Origin of the sequence: Cocleimonas flava (genome assembly GCF_004339015.1) — a bacterium.
Taxonomy (GTDB): domain Bacteria; phylum Pseudomonadota; class Gammaproteobacteria; order Thiotrichales; family Thiotrichaceae; genus Cocleimonas; species Cocleimonas flava.
The window spans coordinates 393,947-416,289 of the sequence record NZ_SMFQ01000002.1 but is presented as its reverse complement, the minus strand read 5'-3'; the positions used below and the strand labels follow the sequence as shown (position 1 = coordinate 416,289).

Annotated in this window: 15 protein-coding genes; 9 read left to right on the top strand and 6 right to left on the bottom strand. The window is 43.3% G+C overall.

Annotated features, from left to right (window positions below; translation table 11 throughout):
- Window positions 1–212: 212 nt before the first annotated feature.
- Window positions 213–1,505, top strand: a complete 1,293-nt coding sequence (locus EV695_RS01945; protein ID WP_207906921.1) for an aminotransferase class V-fold PLP-dependent enzyme — start codon at window positions 213–215, stop codon at window positions 1,503–1,505.
- 209 nt (window positions 1,506–1,714) lie between these two features.
- On the top strand, window positions 1,715–2,692 hold the full coding sequence (locus tag EV695_RS01940) for a DMT family transporter (protein WP_131904229.1): 978 nt from the start codon (window positions 1,715–1,717) through the stop codon (window positions 2,690–2,692).
- Between the two features lie 39 nt (window positions 2,693–2,731).
- On the opposite strand, the gene EV695_RS01935 is transcribed toward EV695_RS01940, so the two are convergent.
- Complete coding sequence (locus tag EV695_RS01935; RefSeq protein ID WP_131904228.1) at window positions 2,732–3,667, bottom strand: LysR family transcriptional regulator; 936 nt, start codon at window positions 3,665–3,667, stop codon at window positions 2,732–2,734.
- Between the two features lie 154 nt (window positions 3,668–3,821).
- Between EV695_RS01935 and EV695_RS01930 the strand changes: the two genes are divergently transcribed.
- From EV695_RS01930 to EV695_RS01920, 3 genes are read left to right on the top strand one after another with little or no spacing between them, the layout of a single operon-like run.
- On the top strand, window positions 3,822–4,517 hold the full coding sequence (locus EV695_RS01930; protein ID WP_131904227.1) for a type 1 glutamine amidotransferase domain-containing protein: 696 nt from the start codon (window positions 3,822–3,824) through the stop codon (window positions 4,515–4,517).
- 30 nt (window positions 4,518–4,547) lie between these two features.
- Entirely contained in the window at window positions 4,548–5,705 is a 1,158-nt protein-coding gene (locus EV695_RS01925; RefSeq protein ID WP_131904226.1) for an iron-containing alcohol dehydrogenase, read from the top strand.
- Between the two features lie 28 nt (window positions 5,706–5,733).
- The gene (locus EV695_RS01920) at window positions 5,734–6,786 is read left to right on the top strand and encodes an NADP-dependent oxidoreductase (RefSeq protein WP_131905030.1); all 1,053 of its coding nucleotides are present in this window, start codon (window positions 5,734–5,736) and stop codon (window positions 6,784–6,786) included.
- 137 nt (window positions 6,787–6,923) lie between these two features.
- Here EV695_RS01920 and EV695_RS01915 read toward each other — a convergent pair whose 3' ends face one another.
- Window positions 6,924–7,829, bottom strand: a complete 906-nt coding sequence (locus EV695_RS01915; RefSeq protein ID WP_131904225.1) for a LysR family transcriptional regulator — start codon at window positions 7,827–7,829, stop codon at window positions 6,924–6,926.
- A 98-nt stretch (window positions 7,830–7,927) separates the two neighbouring features.
- On the opposite strand from EV695_RS01915, the gene EV695_RS01910 reads away from it, so the two are divergent.
- The 3 genes from EV695_RS01910 (at window position 7,928) to EV695_RS01900 (ending at window position 13,357) form a co-directional block, all read left to right on the top strand.
- Complete coding sequence (locus EV695_RS01910; protein ID WP_131904224.1) at window positions 7,928–8,428, top strand: lactoylglutathione lyase family protein; 501 nt, start codon at window positions 7,928–7,930, stop codon at window positions 8,426–8,428.
- A 309-nt stretch (window positions 8,429–8,737) separates the two neighbouring features.
- A complete protein-coding gene (locus EV695_RS01905; RefSeq protein WP_131904223.1) occupies window positions 8,738–10,234 on the top strand; it encodes an efflux RND transporter periplasmic adaptor subunit in 1,497 nt (498 codons plus the stop codon).
- 3 nt (window positions 10,235–10,237) lie between these two features.
- Window positions 10,238–13,357, top strand: coding sequence for an efflux RND transporter permease subunit (locus EV695_RS01900; protein ID WP_131904222.1), 3,120 nt, complete (start codon window positions 10,238–10,240; stop codon window positions 13,355–13,357).
- A gap of 113 nt (window positions 13,358–13,470) precedes the next feature.
- Here the strand turns inward: EV695_RS01900 and EV695_RS01895 are convergent, their stop codons facing one another.
- On the bottom strand, window positions 13,471–14,214 hold the full coding sequence (locus EV695_RS01895) for a hypothetical protein (protein ID WP_131904221.1): 744 nt from the start codon (window positions 14,212–14,214) through the stop codon (window positions 13,471–13,473).
- A 289-nt stretch (window positions 14,215–14,503) separates the two neighbouring features.
- On the opposite strand from EV695_RS01895, the gene EV695_RS01890 reads away from it, so the two are divergent.
- Complete coding sequence (locus tag EV695_RS01890) at window positions 14,504–16,069, top strand: ATP-binding protein (RefSeq protein WP_131904220.1); 1,566 nt, start codon at window positions 14,504–14,506, stop codon at window positions 16,067–16,069.
- Between the two features lie 64 nt (window positions 16,070–16,133).
- On the opposite strand, the gene EV695_RS01885 is transcribed toward EV695_RS01890, so the two are convergent.
- From EV695_RS01885 to EV695_RS01875, 3 genes are all read right to left on the bottom strand, one after another.
- Window positions 16,134–19,262 (bottom strand): efflux RND transporter permease subunit, encoded by a 3,129-nt coding sequence (locus EV695_RS01885; RefSeq protein ID WP_131904219.1) that lies wholly within the window; start codon window positions 19,260–19,262, stop codon window positions 16,134–16,136.
- Window positions 19,259–20,626 (bottom strand): efflux RND transporter periplasmic adaptor subunit, encoded by a 1,368-nt coding sequence (locus EV695_RS01880; RefSeq protein ID WP_131904218.1) that lies wholly within the window; start codon window positions 20,624–20,626, stop codon window positions 19,259–19,261. The genes EV695_RS01885 and EV695_RS01880 overlap by 4 nt, the downstream gene beginning before the upstream one ends.
- Before the next feature lie 249 nt (window positions 20,627–20,875).
- Window positions 20,876–22,225, bottom strand: coding sequence for an MATE family efflux transporter (locus EV695_RS01875; RefSeq protein ID WP_131904217.1), 1,350 nt, complete (start codon window positions 22,223–22,225; stop codon window positions 20,876–20,878).
- Between the last annotated feature and the right edge of the window lie 118 nt (window positions 22,226–22,343).

The following is a 22,343-nucleotide window of genomic DNA, read 5'->3' as shown; positions in this document are numbered from 1 at the left end:
AAATAGCTCGTTCTATTCTGAAATATTTCCTATCTATTTCTCTGTTTGGTTGTTCAAAATGAATATAAATATCCAGATAACCATCAAAACAATGATTACTTCATCTATACACAATATTTAATTATTTGCCTTTTTCAAAAAAACGGCTAAAAGTAGGGGGGTGTGTTAAATAATGTATTCATGATTAAAGTAACGGTTTAGAGGGTGTTTTGGTGGGAAATTCAAATAAAAATTCGGGTGAGTTGTTTTCAGATGAGACGATGCAATATGTAAAAGATTCTTTTTATCATGTTGATGTCGATTTAAACGGTCGTAGCCGTTTGTTTTTTGATAATGCTGGCGGCTCTTTCCGTTTGAAAAAAGCGGTAGAACGATACGCAGAAATTTCGGCTAGCCCAGATTGTCTCGATCGAATGCATGACACGGCAGTCCACCTTCAGGGGATACAGAATAAAGGTCAGAAAGACTTCCGGATGTTGCTAAATGTCGAAGGCGGCACGGTTTATACAGCACTCACCGCATCCAAAGTGATGTTCGATATGGTGCGAGTCATTACAGAAAATGTTGCTGGTACAAATATAGTGACTACTATTCTGGAGCATCCTTCGTCCTTTGATGCGATGGAGTTAAACGCTAGCCGTACCAATCGAGAGCTGCGTGTCGCGAAAAGCAACCCAGTGACTGGCGGTGTTGATGTTGATGAGATCATAAGTTTAGTCGATGAAAATACTGCACTTTTAAGCGTGATCTACGCCTCGAATATTTCGGGCGCTAAACTCGATATCGAATCCATTGTAGCTGCTGCCAGAGCAATCAAACCCGATTTGTATATCATTGTTGATGCTGTCCAGCATGCACCGCATGAAATCATCGATTTGAAAAATATTCCAATCGATGGCATCAATATCGCACCGTATAAATTCTTTGGTTGTCGCGGCATGGGGTTAGCATGGCTATCTGAGCGAGCAGCAGAATTGCCACATGACAAACTCAGCGGCAAGAAAAGCCATATCTGGGACTTAGGCAGTTCTGATCCAGCGCAGTACGGCATGTTCACTGAAGTCATTGATTATGTTTGCAGTCTTGCAACCAGAGAAGATCAAGAGCATAAAGAAGCAACAAGACGCAATCAATTTACAGCAGGCATGCAAATGATTGCACTGCACGAGCGAGCCTTATTATCAAGAATGTTGAACGGTGCAGAAGGCGTTACAGGTTTGCGCGAGATGGAGAATCTCGACGTCTATTTAGATCACGATGATCTAACAAAACGCGATTTGATTCTAGCGATTAACTTTAAAAAGATAGACCCAGCATCTGCCGTTAAAGAATACGATAAACAAGGCGTGACAGTGTTTGAAAGAGTGAACACCAGCCTGTATTCAAAACGTATGCTCGAATCATTTGATCTCGAAGGCGCAATCAGAGTTTCGCCTTTGCATTGTCATTCAATCGAAGATGTTGATAAGTTTTTAGCGATTACTCAGAAAATGGCAAACGCATAAGCGTTTTGAACGCGCTATATGGTTATATGCCATATAAAAATAAGGATTAGAAAAACCCCCTATAAGTAGGGGGGTGACTGCTAGACTTCATAAAACAGCAATTATCAGAGTGTAAATGCTCGGGTTCTCCCTACAAGTTCCATTTGCTCAGGCTTATTTCAGCTATCCAGAAAGTACATTGCAATCAATGCAAAGCAACAAGGTGTCACATGGAACAGGTTCAGGAAAATACTCTAGATCAAATTGAAAAAAGGAATATAGCAACCGGTTTAGCTTTTGCTATCGCGGGCACCACCTTATTTTCATTAAAGTCGGTATTGATAAAAATGGCCTTTAACGAAGGTATCGATGCCACCACGCTTTTAATGATCCGAATGATGATCGCCATGCCGTTTTATTTGATGGTTCTCGCTTATGCGATCAAAACCCGTCCTCAAAAAGCCGCCGAATTAAGAACCAGCGATTTCTTTCTAATCGTCGGTTTGGGCTTTATGGGCTATTACCTCGCGTCTTATCTCGATTTTCTCGGGCTTGAATACATAACCGCTCAACTGGAACGCTTAACCTTATTCACCTATCCGGTGATGGTGGCTTTGCTGAGCTGGATATTCTTTGGCGAGAAAATCACCGGTCGGGTGTTTGCATCGCTGATTATTAGTTATCTCGGCGTTACTTTTCTGTTTATGAACGAATCATCAGGGGAGAATAGTAATACTGGGCTTGGAACGCTTTTAGTCGGTGGCGCTGCGTTGAGTTTTTCCCTATATGTGATATTCAGCAAATCGTTTATTACGCGCCTAGGTAGTCTTATTTTTACCAGTATCGCGATGTCCACTGCAACCATCTGGATTGTGATTCAATTCTTCAGCACCCGCGACTTAAGTGATTTAAATGTTTCCCCTAAACTTTGGCTATTAGGTTTTTTATTGGCCATTTTTTGTACCCTGATTCCCAGCTTTTTTACTAGCGAGGCGATCAGTCGTATTGGTGCCACCCGCATGAGTATTACTGGCAGCATCGGTCCGGTGGTAACTATTCTGTTGGCGGTATGGTTGCTGGACGAAGCGTTCGGCTGGACTCATGCAATCGGTTTATTGATGGTAATGATAGGTGTGGGCTTACTCAGGGCTAAAAAAAGCCCCGGTAAATTAATCAGCTGGATAAAAAAGTCACCCCCCCACTTATAGGCGTTTTTTTAACAACGTCGTTTTATCTATGAGATAGACCTATCCGTTACTGGATAACAGTGTATTTTGCGAGGATTGCTTGTCGGTTTTGATAAAGTAATCTTTAAGATAATCGATCAGCAAGCGAAGCTTTTTTGATCCGGCACTGCCCGGCGGAAACACACCGTAAACATCGATATTATCGAGATGATAATCTTCTAATACCCTTTCTAATAAACCGGCTTTAATTTTGGGCCAGGCATCGTAAAGAGGTATTCGCCCTAAACCATGCCCGCCTTCAACAAAGGCGGTACGAGCCGCCGCATTATTGGTGCTAATGCTACCTTTGACAGCAACACTGTATGAGCGTCCGCCTTTGCTTAAGGTAATCGCCCCCGAGGTGAGCTTATAAATTACCCATGCATGTTGTGATAATTCTGAAGGTGTCGATGGGCGACCGTGCTTTTTTAAATAGGCCGGTGAACCACATAAGCAGGTAGGTAAGGTAGATAGCTTGCTCGCCTGTAAGCCTGAATCAATTAACGGCGCCCCACGAATAGCCAGATCAATACCTTCCTGCATGATATTCACCACCTCGTCTGTGAGCATCACGTCTAATTCTATTTTTGGATAGAGGCGACGAAAGTCGTTGAGTGCTGGCACTAGAATCTGTAAACCGACGTTAACCGGGCAAGTGATTTTTAATAAGCCGACGGGTTCGTTTTTAAGGTTTTCCATTTGCTGATTCGCTGTAGCAGCTTGTTCAGAAATGATCCGGCAGGATTGGTAATACTCCATTCCCGCTTCGGTTAATGCGATCGATCGTGTGGAACGATTCAGTAGTTTTACGCCAAGCTGTGATTCCAGCTTTTTTATGTGGTAACTCACAACGGCTCGGGATAAGCCAATATGTTTGGCAGCAGCGGTCAGGTTGCCTTGCTCCACCACCTGAGCAAACACAACCATGCTTTTAAGTTGTTCAAATTGCACATCCATGCATGGATTGTATCAATAATTCTAACAGTGTTGTTGAATTTCTCCGTATTGTTCAATACATCAGTGAGGAATAGAATGCACTCAACGTCGAAATAACAGACGAACCTTATTAACTTTGAAAGTAGTTTTAACAAATAAAAGAAGAGATAGAACAATGACTGATTTAAAAAGTAAAAAAATATTAATGGTACTTACCTCTCATGCAGAGCTAGGAGACACCGGAGAAAAGACAGGTTTTTGGGTTGAGGAATTTGCTGCACCTTATTACACATTTGTAGATGCTGGTGTTCAGATAACCCTAGCGTCACCAGCAGGTGGACAACCTCCAATCGATCCAAAAAGTGAAATGGAAGATTTTCAAACAGCTTCGACTAAACGCTTTGATGAAGATAAAGAAGCACAAGCATTAGTGGCAAATACGCACAAACTAGCAGAAATGAAATCTTCAGATTTTGACGCTGTGTTCTACCCGGGCGGTCACGGTCCATTATGGGATTTAACGGAAAATGCTGATTCTATTGCACTCATCGAAAGTTTCCTCGCCGACAATAAGCCGATCGCTGCGGTATGTCATGCGCCAGCTGCCTTCCTGAATATTAAAGATGCTGATGGCGAATTTTTTGTTAAAGGCAAAGCAGTTACTGGTTTCACAAATACCGAAGAAGAAGCCGTGGAATTGACTGATGTTGTGCCTTTCTTATTAGAAGATGAACTTGTGAAACGTGGTGGCGATTATCAAAAAGTGTCTGACTGGAATGCTTTTGCAATTCAGGACGGTTTACTGATTAGTGGCCAAAACCCTGCAAGCTCAGAGCTCGCAGCAGAAAAATTATTAGCTGCACTTTCTTAAGTATAGCCATAAAAAGATACGGAGAAAAAAATGTTAAATTTTAGTTTTCAAAATACCACTCAAATTCATTTTGGCGAAGGCCAGATTAAAGTACTGAGCGACGCAATTCCAAAAACATCAAAAGTATTAGTGACCTATGGTGGCGGTTCTATCAAAGGGAACGGTGTTTACGATCAGGTTGCTGCTGCATTAAGTGAGCATACCTGGTTCGAGTTTTCTGGCATCGAGCCAAACCCGAAATACGACATTTTGATGAAAGCGCAGGATTTAATCAAAGAACATGATATCGACTTTTTATTAGCAGTTGGTGGTGGTTCAGTTATCGATGGCACTAAGTTCATTGCAGCTGCAGCACTATTTGAAGGTGATGATCCGTGGGACTTCGTCGCTAAAGGCGCAGCGGTAACCAAGGCGTTGCCACTTGCATGTGTACTAACACTGCCAGCAACGGGTTCTGAGTCAAATAGTGGTTCGGTAGTTACTCGTGATGGCAACAAACTGCCATTTATGAGTCCTTTTGTGCAGCCTCAATTTGCGGTACTTGATCCTTCAGTAACACTGTCGTTATCTGATCGTCAAATCAGCAATGGAGTCGTCGATGCGTTCGTACATACCATGGAGCAATACCTGACTTACAGCGTTAATGGCAAAGTACAAGATCGTTTTGCAGAAGGTTTATTGCAAACACTTATCGAAGAAGGGCCGAAAGCATTAGTCGCTGAAACTAAGAATGATTTAGAAGTTCGCGGCAACATTATGTGGGCGGCAACCATGGCATTGAATGGCCTAATTGGTGCAGGCGTTCCACAAGATTGGTCGACTCACATGATCGGACATGAATTAACCGGTGCTTATGGCATTGACCACGCGCGTACTCTGTCGATCGTATTACCTGCGGTAATGAAAGTATGTACCGAAGCTAAGCGAGAGAAACTATTACAGTATGCTGATCGTGTCTGGAACCTTACTGAAGGTGATGAAGATTCACGCGTGAGTCGTGCGATTGAATTGACTGAAGAATTCTTTAAAACCATGCAAGTGCCAACGCGTTTGTCTGATGTTGATTTAGGCGAAGCCGACATTGATGGCTTGATTGAGAAGCTAACACAACACGGCATGGTGAAATTAGGTGAACACGGCGATATTACGCCTGAAGTTAGCCGTAAAATCTTAGTGACTGCACTATAAACAGCAGTCTTTAAAAGAGGAAAGAATGATGACAATTTCAAATAAACAAAACGCTGAAAATAACCGTCAATGGCTATTGGCAGCTCGCCCACAAGGGGCGCCAAAATTAAGCGATTTTAATTTTGTAGAAACAGATATACCAACGCCAAAAGAAGGCGAAATGCTACTGCGTACCGTGTACTTATCCCTAGACCCTTATATGCGTGGCCGTATGAATGATGCGAAATCATACGCAGAACCGGTAGCAATTGATGAAGTGATGGTAGGCGGAACAGTATGTCGCGTAGCAGAATCTAATCACCCGGATTATGAAGTCGGTGAATGGATACTTTCGTATTCTGGCTGGCAGGATTATTCGATTTCTAATGGCGCTGGCTTATTGAAATTAGGCAAAGAGCCTACAAAACCTTCTTACGCTTTAGGCGTAATGGGTATGCCGGGCATGACTGCTTATATGGGCTTGCTGGATATCGGACAACCTAAAGCGGGTGAAACCGTAGTCGTAGCCGCTGCAACTGGAGCCGTAGGCAGCATGGTTGGTCAAATCGCCAAAATACAAGGCTGTAATGTAATTGGTATTGCTGGTGGCGAAAAGAAATGTCGCTCAGCAGTTGAAGATCTCGGTTTTGATGCGTGTATCGATCACAAAGCACCAGATTTTGCTGAGCAATTAGCCAAAGCCTGTGATGCTGGTATCGATGTGTATTATGAAAATGTCGGTGGCAAAGTATTTGATGCAGTTCTACCGTTATTAAACCCTAAAGCTCGTGTGCCATTATGTGGTTTGATTTCACAATACAATGCGACTAGCTTGCCAGAAGGTCCTGATCGTTTATCAATGCTTATGGGTACCTTGTTAACCAAACGAATCAAAATGCAAGGCTTCATCGTATTTGATGATTATGGCGACCGTTATGATGAATTTAGCCAAGCCATGTCTAAGTGGTTGCAAGAAGGTAAAATTAACTACCGCGAGCATCTAATTGACGGCTTAGAAAATACCGTAGAGTCATTTATTGGTTTGTTAGAAGGCAAAAACTTCGGCAAGTTAGTAATGCAGGTTGGGCCAGAAGCGCTTTAACTGTTCGGTAGTAGACTATTTTATCGCTATTTTTATCACTATCCGTTTAGGATAGTACAAAGCCCGAAGCATCGTCTTCGGGCTTTTTTATGGCTCTTTTAAAACGTAATGCCTTCATTAAATTGACACCCCCCTACTTATAGCCACTTTTTTGCTTCTTCAATAACCGTATTCACTCTGTTAGGCAAAGACTTACTGCGATTGGTACCGAGATATAAGGTCTCACTGATCGGGTTGGAAAGGCGGTGGGTTTTAATCAGTTGTGATTTCTGTATCGTATTTTTTAATGAATTTTGTAATGTGTTTTGAAAATTTTCTACCGCAAATGCCGGTAATACGGTAAAGCCAAACCCTCTGCTCACGGGCTCCAGAATCAGGCTGATCTGATTAGAAAACCCTTTCTTTTTAAACTGGTTGCTGTGTTGAAATTCCGGATAGTTTGCACCCAACAGCAAGCCAGCATGATATGCGCCATCAGGGTGATCAATAAAGCCCAGTTCGAGTAACTGTTCCCAGTCTGGCGTTAAAAAATTCCCCGGTGTTACCAGCAACAATTCTTCTTCAGCAACCGCATTGATATTGACGTCAGCATGGTTTGAAGGGCTCGTCATAAAACCGATATCAATGTCATTATTGGATATGGCTTTTTCAATATCGGAATTGGGAGCAAAGCGATAATCAATCACCAGTTTAGGGTGCTGCTGTTGTAAATAGAGTAGGTGAGGGTACAGTTTGAGCCCCACGCTTCCCGGCAACATTATCCTGACAACTCCTTCAAAGGCGTGGTCTTCTTTGACTCGTTGCTCAAGGTTGGAGAGCGATAAAATAATTTCCCTAGCCTCTTTATACAAAAGTTCGCCGGCATCGGTGAGGGTGAACCGTTTACCTTGTCGAATCAGAAGTGGTCGACCTAATTGCTCTTCAAGTTTATGTATATGCTGGCTGACGCCCGACTGTGTCATGTGCAGACGTTCGGCGGTACGCGTGAAATGCTCTACTTCCACAAGCGTACAAAAACTACGTAGGTAAACTGGATTTATCATTACGATATATACTTAAAATTATAATTAATGATAATTATACATAATCATTTTTGCTTTGTACTATCACGCCATCTTAAACATAAACAGAGGAAAAAAAGATGGAAAACGTATATCCGAGAAACTTTTCTCACATTGGTATTTCAGTACCAAATTTGGAAGAAGCTGTTAAATTTTATACGGAAGTGATGGGCTGGTATTTAATCATGAAGCCAACCGATATTGTCGAGGACGACAGTCCCATTGGTGAAATGTGCACGGATGTATTTGGTGCAGATTGGGGGAGTTTTAGAATAGCCCATCTTTCGACAGGTGATCGTATCGGGGTTGAGTTGTTTCAATTTGAAAACCAGAAAAATCCCGAAGATAACTTTGAATACTGGAAAACAGGCGTGTTTCATTTCTGCGTACAGGATCCGAATGTCGAAGAATTGGCAGAACGCATTGTTGCTGCTGGCGGTAAAAAACGCATGGAAAAACCGCGTTATTACTACCCGGGTAAAAAGCCTTATCGCATGATTTACATGGAAGACCCGTTTGGAAACATTCTGGAAATTTACAGCCATAGCTACGAACTGGTTTACAGCGAAGGCGCTTATTAAGCTCTTTTCAATAGAGACAATACCGCTGAAAACGGATGAAATTCATTCTTGAATCCCGAATGAATTTCATCCGCCTAAGGAGAAAAATGAAGCCATTATTCAATGTCGTTATTTATAGCGCTGTGTTTCTGCTAATTTCATCATAAATTAATACTAGTTTATTACTATACTCATGGTCTTGTTAGAAAAGGCTGTTTAAGCTCGATAAAGTCCCCTCTTCATCGCTTATTTCCAGATAAGTCTTGACTATCTATATCAAACGTTAAAGAATGCGCGATCATACCGATCGGTACAAAATACTTAAGAATCATGAAAACACTAAATAGACTATTAATTATATGTTTGGCAGTTACGCTAGCTGCTTGTGAAAAACCAGAGGCTAATGCTGCCCCTGGTGGAATGCCTCCAGCCCAGGTGATTAGCACCGTGGTTAAGCCAATGGATGTGCCTGTGAGCTTTTCTTATACGGGGCAGGTAGCTGCTTCGCATGAGGTAGAAGTACGCGCCAGAACATCTGGAATCATCGAAAAAAGATTGTATGAAGAAGGTCGTTTTGTCAAAGAAGGCGACCTGTTATTTACGATCGATCGCGCACCGCTGAATGCAGCCATGGCGGAAGCCAAAGCAGCGTTAGTGAGTGCTAAAGCGGCTAAAAGTAGTGCTCAGGCACAGTTAAAGAAAGCACAACGTGATTATGCGCGCGTGATTCCTTTGGCAAATAAAAAATTATTAAGCCAAAGTGATAAAGACGATGCGGAATCAGCGCTGGAAATTGCAAAAGCAGCAATCTTACAAACCGAAGCAACCATTTTGCAGGCGGAGACAGCGATAAAGACCGTTCAAATCAGTCTTGATTACACCAATGTAAAAGCATCGATTTCTGGTATTGCCGGACGCGCGATGAAATTACAAGGCAGTTTGGTTCAAGCAGGAAGCGACAGTTTATTAACGACGATCTCTCAAACCAATCCTGCTTATGTGAACTTCGGTATTCCTGAACCAAAACAGATCAGTCAGCAACAAGAGATTAGCTCGGGTTTACTGAAAATCCCTGCGTCGGGTTTCAAGGTGGCGCTAACTTCCAGTAATGGGCAACAGCTCCCGCAAACAGGGATGGTGAGTTTTGAAGATTATAAAACCGATCCTAATACCGGTAACTTTGCTGTGCGAGCAACGGTTGATAATCCACAAAGACTTTTATCGCCAGGACAATTTGTTCGAGTTAACCTGCTCGGTGCTATTCGCCCACAAGCGATTGTAGTGCCACAACGTGCCGTGCTGGATAATCCACAAGGCAAGTATGTGTATGTCGTTGGCAAGATGAAGGGTAAAGACGGTAACGAAATGACCGTTGCTCAACAGCGACCGGTTGAAGTCGGTGAATGGGTGCAACTCGATGGTGATTTGGAAAACGGCTGGATTATTAAATCTGGTCTGAATGCAAGTGATGAAGTTGTTACGGAAGGAAGCGCGCGTATCTTCTTCCCGGGTATGCCGATTATGACTGCTGCGGCAGCGGAAAAAGCGGCATCTAAATCTAAACCATCTGCGCCAGTAAAAACCGAAGATGCTACAGAAAAAACGCCCCAAAGTGGGGGGGTGACTAAGAATAATTCAGAAGCGAATCAGCAACAAGCTGATGTGCAAAAGAAGGAAAAAAGCACTGATTCTTCAAATCTAATGAGCTCTGAATTAAAGAGTGAATTAGAAAATGAAATGCAGAACTCGGTAGAAAATGGCACCAAGAAATCTACCAGTAACGAGACTGCCCAAATGAACAATAATAAAAAATCTTCAGAGCAATAATCGATGTTTTCTCAATACTTTATAAATCGGCCGATATTTGCCTTCGTAATTTCGATCTTCATCATGATTGCCGGTCTTGCCGCGATGCGAACCTTGCCTGTGGCGCAATATCCGGAAATCGCACCGCCGACTGTTCAGGTGGTTGCTGTATACCCTGGAGCCTCCGCTGAAATAGCCGCGCAAACCGTTGCCACACCGTTAGAAAATGCCATAAATGGTGTTGAAGATATGTTGTATATGTCTTCAACCTCAACATCGAATGGCGTAAGTACGATCACTATTACCTTTCAAATCGGTGCTGATGTTGATAAGGCAGCACTGAATGTAAATAACCGCGTAAAACAGGTAGATGCTCGCTTACCGCTGGAAGTGAGGCGTAATGGCGTTACCGTTTCCAAAGGCTCATCGGCATTCTTGCAGGTACTGGCGTTTTATTCTCCCGAAGAACGCTATGATGATTTGTTTATCTCCAACTACATCACCTTGAATGTACTGGATAAGCTCAAGCGTATTCCCGGTACCACTAATGTGCAGATTTTTGGTGCAAAAGATTACGCCATGAGAATCTGGGTAAAGCCCGATCAACTGACAAAACTAGGCTTAACCATTACTGATGTGGGTGTTGCGCTAACCGAACAGAATGCGCAATTTGCTGCGGGTAAAATTGGTCAGTCGCCAACCAAAACCAATCAGGAAATGGTTTACAGTATTACTACCAAAGGTCGACTTTCAACCGTTGAAGAATTTGAAGATATTATTCTGCGAGCCAATGATGACGGCAGTTTGCTGCGCTTAAAAGATGTCGCAAGAGTCCAATTGGGCGCTAAAGATTATGAATTTCGAGGGCGAATTAACGGCAATCCTTCTACTTTGATAGGTGTGTTCTTACAGCCCGGTGCCAATGCATTGAGTGTCGCAGATGAAGTACAAGGCACAGTCAAAACACTGGCTGAAAGTTTTCCGGATGGTTTGGTTTATTCAACACCCTACGACACCACGCGCTTTGTTGAAGTTTCTATTCGAGAGGTACTGAAAACCCTTGGCGAAGCGATGTTGCTGGTGTTTCTCGTTGTGTATCTATTCCTACAAAACTGGCGCGCTACCTTGATACCGACGCTGGCGGTTCCTGTTTCATTGCTGGGTACATTTGCTGGTTTACAATTGCTTGGCTACTCAATCAATACCCTAACCCTATTTGGCATGGTGCTTTCCATAGGTATCGTGGTCGATGATGCCATCGTGGTGCTGGAAAATGTCGAACGAATCATGCACGAAGAAGGGCTTAAAGCACGCGAAGCCGCATTCAAAGCAATGAAGGAAGTGAGCGGGCCTATTGTAGCAATCGTGCTGGTACTGGTTTCGGTATTTGTGCCAATTGCCTTTTTAGGTGGGCTTTCCGGTGAATTATATCGCCAGTTTGCGATTACCATTTCGATATCGGTGACCTTGTCTGGAGTGGTCGCATTGACGATGACGCCCGCCTTATGTGTGTTGATTCTTAAACATGAACACAAAGGAACGAACTTTTTCTTCCGTGGTTTTAACACCTTTTTTACCTGGGTGACTCGCCGTTATGTGGGCACAGTAGGGTTTATGATTCGTCATTCGTTTATCACTATTCTGTTATTCATGGTGATGGTTGCCGCAACAGTTGGTTTGTGGAAAATCACACCGAATTCCTTAGTGCCAGATGAAGATCAGGGGTACTACATCGCTGCTGTTTTCTTGCCTGATGGCGCTTCACTGGATCGTACTGACAAGGTGGTTTCTGAAGTATTAAAAGCGATCAAATCCAATCCCAATAACGAAAATGTTGTGGCATTTACCGGTTTTGATTTCCTCGGTGGTGGTTATAAAAACAGTGCTGCAACGATGTTTGTTACACAAAAACATTGGGACGATAGAGATGTTCCGACCAAAGCGTTGGTGGGTGAGCTCTTTGCAAAAACGGCTCATATTAAAGAGGCCTTGGTTCTGGCATTTAATCCCCCTGCCATTTTTGGTTTAGGTAGCACCGGTGGCTTTGAGTTTTATTTACAGAATAAAGGCGAGGGCGGTTCGAAAGCGCTTGCCGCTGCCATGGATAAATTCAAAGGCGCGGCACAACAAGATCCACGTCTAGGCAGGGTAAATAGTTTATGGCGTCCTGCAACGCCTCAGCTTTTTATCAATGTAGATCGTGAGCGTGCCAAGTCTTTAGGTATCTCACTGGATAGTGCGTTTAATACACTGGCGGCAGGTTTAGGTTCTTACTATGTGAATGACTTCAATAAATTTGGGCGCGCATGGCAAGTATTGCTGTCGGCCGATGCAGAATATCGAAAGACACCAGATGATGTTGGTCGCATGTATGTTCGCAGCAATAAAGGTGAAATGGTGCCTTTATCGGCCTTCGCAAAAGTGGAATATAGTTCGGGCCCTGATACGATCGATCGTTTTAACAACTTACCCGCGGTTAAATTGATGGGTGAAGGTGCTCCGGGTGTCAGTTCGGGGCAGGCCTTGGATGCGGTTGAAGATATTGCCAAGAAGTCATTATCGTCTGATTTTACCTACGATTGGACCGGCTCATCTTTTCAGGAAAAACAATCCAGTGGTAGCTCTGCAATGGCATTAGGCTTAGCGGTAATCATGGTGTTCTTGATTCTAGCCGCACTTTACGAGCGTTGGTCATTGCCGTTGTCTGTATTGCTGGCATTACCATTTGGTACTTTCGGCGCGTTAGCGGCAGTTTATCTGCGTGATTTCACCAACGATGTTTATTTCCAGATTGGACTGGTGACATTGTTAGGACTAGCTGCCAAGAACGCCATTTTGATCGTTGAATATGCCTTATACAAGGTTGAAGATGGAATGAGTGCCACGGCTGGTGCGATGGAAGCAGCACGTTTGCGGTTCCGTCCGATTATCATGACATCGCTGGCGTTTATTTTAGGCGTAGTGCCTTTGGCATTCTCTAGTGGTGCGGGTGCGGGAGCGCGTCAATCAGTAGGTACAGGTGTAATGGGCGGAATGCTGGCAGCGACTTTCCTTGCGGTATTCTTTTTGCCTTTTTTCTTTAAGTTACTGATGGATCGTAATTTAAAAACCAATCCTGCTGATTTTGAAAAAAAGGAAGACTAGCTTAAAAAAAGGCTTAGCTTTGCATAAATTCCTTAAGTCATTTAAACAGCAAAATGAAAAAGTCGCTTAAAGTAGGGGGGTGACTTTGTTTTGTTTGCTGGGTGTCAGATTTTTTAATCTGGTAATAATTGATCTCTCCCGGGAAAATGCCCTGTCTTAAATTGCATTTTCCCGGGATTGTTGACCAGTGATTTAAGCAGTGAACGTAATTCTAAATCGCGTTCTTCCAGTGATACTTTTGCTTGTTTCTGCCAGCTTAGTTTATGACCGGAGTAGCCTCCGAAGGGCACATCTGAAACTTCTAACTCAAATTCGTGTTGATATCTGTAATTGCCGATATCGCTTCTACCACATTTGCCTTTCCAGTAAATATCATACAATCCGGATTTCGGGTTGCGTTTAATATGCATGTGGTGATCTGCCATGTCATCCCAAGAAAGGATGTGCGAATGAAATGCCGGAATTTCATAGTTATTATCGTCGTCAGAGATGGTTTCAGGTATTGGATCAATAACCCGCGCAAAATCATTTAAACATTCGATATCAAATCCTGTCTCTTCGTCGGCGATAACCATGTCTTCGTGGCTGGCAATTGAGGTTGCGTAGGCAGCACCATAATTGAGCCATGAACTAATGGATTCCCAATTAGACGTTTCTTCTCGCTGCGCCTCTGATACGGCTAGCATCTTTTCGAAATGATCGGGAGGACAATAATCTTCTGAGCGAAATCTTAAATCTAAGGTGGCTTTGGCGGGTATGTCGCCTCTTGATCCATGTAGTAAAACACCCAGTCGGAAGTCTTTCAACGGATGACCTTCGGGCCATGGATTCCCCGGGAATTTTATTATTCCGTGCATCTCCGACTCTCCTGAAAGCGTTACTTCTCTCACGCAATAGTTCTGTATAGCTGAATAATCTAAAGCGAACAATTACCCAAATGTACGATTGCGCAAACTTTCTGACTGTATATTCCAATGGTCATTGCTTGGTATCTTGCCGTTTATTTGAGTAAAAATAGGTACTTAAATAAGATCTGTTTTTTAGTTTACGCAAGCAATATTTGCATGCTTTGTAATATGTCGGTATTTAATCAAAAATTAGTCTACTATTAAGCGTTAAATCTCACTCAATTAACTAGGAGTAATCATGATCAGTAGTCTTGATCAGAATCTTTCAGAAAACAAAACTATAAGTGAAACTAGCAATGAGTTGGAACTTTTAGCCAGACAGTACGAAGGCGTAATAAACAATTTAAAAGAAGTTGTTTTTCAGGCTGATATCGAGGGTCGTTGGACATTTTTAAACCCAGCCTGGGAGACTATTACCGGGTTTTCAGTTGCGGAAAGCCTGGGTAAGAAATATTTGAATTTTGTTCATATCAATGACCGGGCTGATAACCATAGCAAATTTATCCCTCTCATAAATCAAGACAAAGATTCGTGTACGCATGAAGTTCGTTATACAAAAAAGTCTGGTGAAATTGTCTGGATAGAAGTGTATGCCGGTCGTACCTATGATGAAAAAGGTGAAGTGACGGGGATTACAGGGACACTGACTGATGTCACCACTAAGCGATTGCTGGATGATGAAATCAGAAGAACACAACGTCTGGAATCTGTCGGTTTATTGGCAGCTGGTATTGCCCATGATTTTAATAATCTGCTCACTGTTGTATTAAGCAATTTGTCCTATATGGGCAGTAAACCAATCATACAAAACGATGGAGAGTTGGATGGCTGCGTTATGGATGCTCAGAAAGCAGGCACACGGGCAAAAGATCTAACTCAACAACTGCTTACCTTTGCTAAGGGTGGAGCGCCTATCTGTGAGCTCACTAATATTATTGAAACGGTAAAAGATGCTGTTGCGCTGGGTGTTTCTGGAACGGAAGTTTCTACTTTTTTCGAGGTGGCAGAAAACATACCTCAGATAGAGGTTGATGCTGGGCAAATATCACAAGCGGTTCATAATGTCGTATTGAATGCTGTTGAGGCAATGGCCACAGACGGTGAAGTAAAAGTAGAGATTTTATTTAATAAGAATAAACGTGTAAAACCTGAGTCATCCTCTGAAGGTGAAGTGCTAATAAAGATTAGCGATTCGGGGATCGGCATGAGTGAAGAAACGCTGGAACATTTGTTCGACCCCTATTATTCAACGAAAAAACGCGGAAGTGGCTTAGGTCTGGCCTTGGTGCATTCCATTATTGAAAGGCACTCAGGTCGTGTGCGCGTAGATTCTGAATTAGACAAAGGCACTACCGTCAATATTAGTCTGCCTGGCTCATGTTCGGCAGTTAAAGATGTACCGAAAACGGCACCTGAGCCTAAGGTGAGTGGTGGACGTGTTCTTGTCTTAGATGACAATGAACAAATTCTACGTGCCATTACCTTGCTGTTAAGAACGATTAATTTCGAAGTGGAAACCGTAGTCGATGGTGATAAAGCTGTGGAAAGCTATTTGAGAGGTGCTAAAGAAGGCAGGCCTTTTGATGTGGTGATTAGCGATCTCACTATTCCTGACAGTATGGATGGCATTGAAACGGTACAAAAAATAAAAGAAATAGATCCTGATGTTGTAGCTATTGTATCCAGTGGCTATTCCAACGACCCAGTAATGTCTGACCCACTGAAGTATGGTTTTAAAGGCGTATTAGAGAAGCCGTATTCCGTGGATAGGTTGAAAAGGGTATTACAGAGCGTATTGAGCTGATCAGAAAATATTAAAAGCCACCCCCTACTTACAGGGGGTATTTCTAATAGCCGGTTAGGTTTACTTATCCTAAGTGTGCAACAGCATCGCGTTCGTTAACATCATCCTCGTCGGTTAATTCGATAAAACCAATGTCTTCCATAATGCCGTAAGCCGCTGGCAATACCAGTAAAACGAGTAAAGTCGAGGTCAGCATACCAAACACAATACTGGTGACCAGAGGGATCAATATCTGCGCTTGTAGGCTGGTTTCTAACAACAGTGGTGCCATTCCGGCAACGGTGGTTATCGACGTGAGGAAAATGGCTCTGAAGCGATCGTGTACCGCCTGACTCGCTGCATCGTGTAAGACCATGCCTTCTTTGACGCGATATTTTACAAACTCAACCAGTAGGATGGAATCATTCACCACGACACCGGCAAGTGAGACGAAGCCAATCATGCTCGGCATGGTGAAATCGATTCCCATAATGTAGTGTCCCCAGATCGCACCAATTAAGGCGAGAGGGATATTCAGCATAACAACCAATGGCTCGCGATAATTCTTGAATTGCAAACTAAGGAGTAAGAATACGCCCGTAAGTGCAAGGAAGAACCCGGAAAGGATCGAATTATTCGTTTCCGCGCCACTCTCAACTTCCCCTTTTAGGGCAATGTTTAAATCAGGGTAGCGTTTTCGTAAATCGGGAAATAGACGCGCTTTGGTATCATTCAACACTTCAGAGGTATTTGCTTTGGCCGAGTCGATCGTGCCGAAGATATTGACCACACGTTTGTGATTAACATGCCCGATACGCGCATAATCACGATACTCTTCAATCGTCGCAACACTCACCAGCGGAATGCTTTCGCCCGTTTTTGAGAAGATATATAAATCGTCAAAATCGGCTAATGCCTGGTCCAGACTGCTGTCGAGTTTGACGTTAATTTCATACGCTTCTCGCCCCTTGTAAATGTCATTCACTTTTGCGCCTTGATAAGCCGCACGTAATTGCGAGGAAATGGTTTGTGCATCCACTCCAGCGGCTAAGGCTCCGGGTAACAGTTTTACTTTGTACTGTGGTTTTCCAGGGCGCAAATCATCAAGGATATTGGATACGCCGTCATAACCAATTAACCAGTTTTGAATTTCGTAAGAGGCTTTGGATAATTCATCAAGATCGTTTCCACTCAATTGTATTTCAATCGCTCTACCAGCAGGACCTAGAGAAGGTTCTTTAAACTGTAGACTAATGATTCCGGGTATATGACCAGTATTCTTACGCCACGCGGGCTCAAAATCTTTTAATGAGGTATTGCGTGATTCGGTATCAAGAATGTCCAGATTGACCGTGGCTAAATGTGCACCCGATTCACTGGAGTCGCTGTTTTCGCTGTAAGCGACCTGAATATTTTTGATTAATGGCGCAGACTCATTTTGCTGGAATTGATCCTGTGTTTTTCGCGCAGCAGATATGATTTTTTCAACCAGCGCTTCGGTCTTAGCTAAAGGTGTTCCTTGCGGATATAAAATTCTGGCTTCTAATCTATTGCCTTCTAAATCCGGAAAAGATTTAAATTTAATGGTGCCTGTCACGAGCATGCCAATCGATAAAATCAACATTGCAAAAGCAATACCAACGGTAATATAACGATAAGTAATAGCTGTTTTCGCAAGTGAGGTGAAAAGGTCACGAAGTTTTAAGAAGTTTGCCTCAAAAACCTGACGCCATCTCGGTTTCTCTTTGTTATGGCTGTGCTCTAGGGAATGTTTCAAATGATGGGGCAATACGAGAAAGGCTTCGAGCAAGCTAAAGGTCAGCACCGAGAGTAACACCACAGGCAGAACCCCCATCACCTGACCGATATCTCCTTTCATAAATAACAAACTACCAAATAGTAATGCCGATGTTATGAAGGATGAAAATACCCCGCGAGCGACTTTTTGCGTGCCTATAATTGCGGCATCTTTGGGGCTTTTGCCGTGATTGTATTCGTGAGAAATACTCTCAGAGAGCACGATGGCATCGTCCATCAAAATACCGATTGCCATTAATAGGGCAACCATCGAAATCATATTGATGCTCACGCCCAAGGTGCTCATCACCGCTAAACCACCGAGGAACGAGATGGGTAACCCCAGCGCTACCCAGAAGGTATATCGAAAATTGAAGAATAGGAATAGAGCTAGTGTCGCCAGCAACAGACCTTGCCAACCATTTTTTAATAATAGCTGTAAACGGTCTTTTACAATGCTCGCGGCATCTTGTGTGAGGGTAAGTTTGGTGCCTTCGGGGAGACGCTGGTTTTCTTCATCAACAAAACCTTTAATAGCGTCGTAAATGGTGATGGTGTCATCGCTGGAGTTTTTGTTGATCTTGAGCAATGCTGCCTGTTTACCGTCCAGTTCTACGCGCTCTTCCTGGTTTTCAAATTGGTCTTCGATGGTGGCAATATCACCTAAGCGTATTTCTCCGCCTTTACTGGTATTTATGATGACCAGAGAAGCCAGCTCAGCCGCTGTCTTGCGCGCATTATCAAAACGAATCTGATAAGAAGTGTGCTTAGCTTCGAGAACCCCTGCCGGTAACTCTAATGATTGTGATTTAATTAAATCGGCAATGTTTTGAATGCTTAGATCGTATTTAAGCATCGCCTCTGGTTTAACCAGTACATTCAATTGATGGGTAGAAAACCCCGATACAGTAACAATCGGTACCTGAGGGATTGATAACAGTTTATCGCGGTAATATTCTGCCAATGTTTTGAGTTCGGGTGAAGACAGTTTATCTGCAGTAATCGCCACGGTTACAACAGGCTCGGTACGGCCAAGTTCGGTAATGACTGGGTCTTCGGTGTTATCAGGGAAGTCAGTAATACCATCGACGGCAGATTTGATGTCATCAATGAACTGGCGGATTTCGCCGCTTTCCTGCATTTCCATAGTGAGCATGCCGATATTGTCACGCGCTTCACAACGTTGCTCTTTGGTGAAACTAATGCCATCTGTAGCGTCTTCCAGAGGATTACAGATACCTTCTTCAACATCAGAAGGAGAAGCGCCAGGATAAGCCACAGACACTTGTACCTGATTTAGTTCTATTTTAGGAAAAGTCTCTTTGTTTAATCCGGGAAGAGCAACCAGGCCAATCGCAATAATTGCCAACATTAAAATATTGGCAGCGGTCGGGTGAGTCGCGAAATAACGAATCATGACTCGTTACCCAAAGCCATTGCTTTGATCTCATTCTGGATATCTTCAGATTCAATCAGCTCTAGTTTAATGCCTTCGATAACCGGCACCAGATCACTGGTAATGATTTTATCGCCTTCTTTAAGTCCATCTTTTATCACGACTAATTGACCTTGTGAAAAATCAAGCTTAATCGGGCGTATTGACAGCGTGTTCTCTTCGCTGACGACATATACTCGATTTTGGTGCAGTGCCTTACGTGGAATCACCAACATATTTTTGGGTTTTGATAGAAATTCCACCGAGGTATACATGCCTTTAAGCAGCGGTGGGCGTTGCCCCGGAATTACGCCTTCATAAGGTTTCTCCACAGATACCACCATGCCTACAGTATCTCTGGTTGGGTCGACAGATTCACTCAGGCGAATTAATTTCCCTTCCCATATTGAATTTGATTCGCTGCCGACGATGCGTACTTTTGCATCAAGGTCCCAGTCCGTAATTATTTTTTGTAGATTTCCTAACTGTTTTAAATTATCAGGGTTCGGTACGGCGCTCATCGTGCTGGCCAACGGGCGAAGATGATTAACCGGTAGTTGCGCATTTATTTCTATCGCTTCTACCCCGAGGGCTTCAAATAATTGCCCTCCGGCAGAGATGAATTCACCCGTGTCGACTGATACTTCGCCAATTCTGGCGTCAAACGGTAAGACTATTTCTGTGCGGACTAAAGTGTCCTGGCTTTGGTCTACCTGACTTTCAGATTGCTTTATTTGAGCGCGTATCGATGCTTTTCTGCTGGCATAAGTATCCAGATTACCTTGTAAATCCTGCACGGCAGAACGAAGCTGCAGCACTTTTTGCTCTTCTATATCCAGTTGATTACGCGCAAGCGTGCGTTTGTTTACCAACACCTGAACTCTTTTGAGTTCTGCTAATCCCAGATTCAAATTCTTTTGCGCAATGGCTAATGAGCGTTTTGCACTTTGCTCTTCTGCCTCGATCTGTTTTAAAGAAGATTTGCTGCTGGCTAAACCTGCTTTACTGGAATCTAGCGAAATTTCAAACGTAGTTGTTTCTATGCGCAGGACTGTTGTGCCTTTGGGCAAACTACCGCCTTGTTTAAGATCGGGATGTATATAACTAATTTTACCATTCACTTCAGACTTGGCCTGTAGAACGGTTGCAGGTTCTACATTGCCGTAGCCGACAGCGCGAGTCCGAAATGGGATCTTTTCAACAGTGAGTACTTCAACGGTTTTAACCGGGAATTGCACTTCCTGATGTTCGACTGCCTGCTTGGATTTAACCTGCATCACCACAAAGGCAACTGCAGCAGCAATGATAAGAGGGAGGAAGATGAAGTTCTTTAGTATTTTTTTCATTGTTCATTGTCTGCAATGGTTTAATAGGGGTGTAAAGCTTGTTGCGTCGGATGATAACTTACAATTGTAACCATTAAATTGATCAAATCGTAATATCATGTAAATAAGTTAAATTCATTATAAGTATAAATGGCAATTAAAAAATGCCCCAAAGGTGGGGGGTGGCATAGAAGTGTTTTAAATGCTGTGTTTATAAAACTATTAATTAAGTTATCAATATAGTTACCAATAAAGTTATCTATAAACGAATCATGAGACACTTTCCGAGATAGCTTCTGCACGACATTTCTTGGATGACCAGTACCAGGCAGCAATACCAACCAACATATTAGACGCAGCAGTTGCCACATAAATACCCCGCAAACCAAAGGCGTTCGACAACACATAAACCAGCGGCAAATAAAGCACCAGCAGTCTTGAAAAGGTGAATACCAAGGCAGGAATTGGGTTGCCAATGCCGTTCGCGACGCTGTTCGTCATCATCACCATGCCCAGAAAGCAGAAGGTTAACGATACGATCATTAAATAGCTTTTCGCTGAGTTTATCGCAGCTTCGTTATCCGTAAATGCACTCAATAAATAATCAGAGGTGAGCCAGAGTAAAGCGGCCACGCCAATTCCCCATACCCAGGAAAAACGATAACCAAACTTGATGGCTTCTTGTAGGCGATCAAGCTTATTTGCGCCCCAGTTTTGACCTGAAAAAGGGGCGAGTACGGCAGATAACGCCATAAGCATAATTAGCATAAAACTTTCTACCCGTGCAGCAATACCATAGCCTGCGACCGCATCACTGCTATAGCTTGCAACCAGCCAGGTGGTAACCGCAATCGATAGTGGAGAAATAATATTACTCGCGGCGGCAGGGATTGCTAAGCGTAGAATCGCTTTCCACCGAGGCCAGATGCGATGGTAGCAATGCTCCAAGGCAAGAAAGTCCAGTTTAAAGCGTAATACATAGATGCTGGCCATAAACGCCACGGAAAACGAGATAATCGTCGCTAGCGCTGCACCTTTCAATGCCATTGCTGGAAATCCAAACCAGCCAAAGATAAGAATGGGGTCTAGGATTACATTGACGATTGCGATACCAATCATAATGTAACTCGGTAATTTGGTGTTACCGGCGGCACGTATCGCTGAATTGCCTACCATCGGAACAACTATCAGGAAGCTGCCCAGATACCAGATATTCATATAATCATGAATTAACGGCAAAACAGAATCAGGTGCCCCAAGCAAACGAAACACTGGGTCGATCGTCGAAATTCCAATGATAGCGAGAATAATCGCTATACCTAGTGCGATCAAAATAGATGAGGTGGTGTATCCGCGAACTTCGTCGAGCTTTTTGCTACCTATCGCTCGCGAAACCAGTGACGACGCGCCAATGCCGATGCCGAAGGCAACGCTACTCATAATCATCACGATGGGAAAAGTAAAACCCATCGCTGCTAATTCGTCGGTGCCGAGTTGGCCGACGAAATAGGTATCTGCAAGATTCATGCTGATCACAGCAAAAATGCCCCAAATCATGGGCAATGCCTGACCTAATAAAAGTCGGGGTACATTACCTTCGGTGAGGTCAGAAGTTTGCATAAGCAGTGGTTTTTCCTGATTGTAGTGTAGGTTGATACAATTTGAGTATAACCTGTGTTCTCAGGCGTTATAGTTTAAAAAAACGCTCATAAGTAGGGGGGTGACTAATCGTATTTGT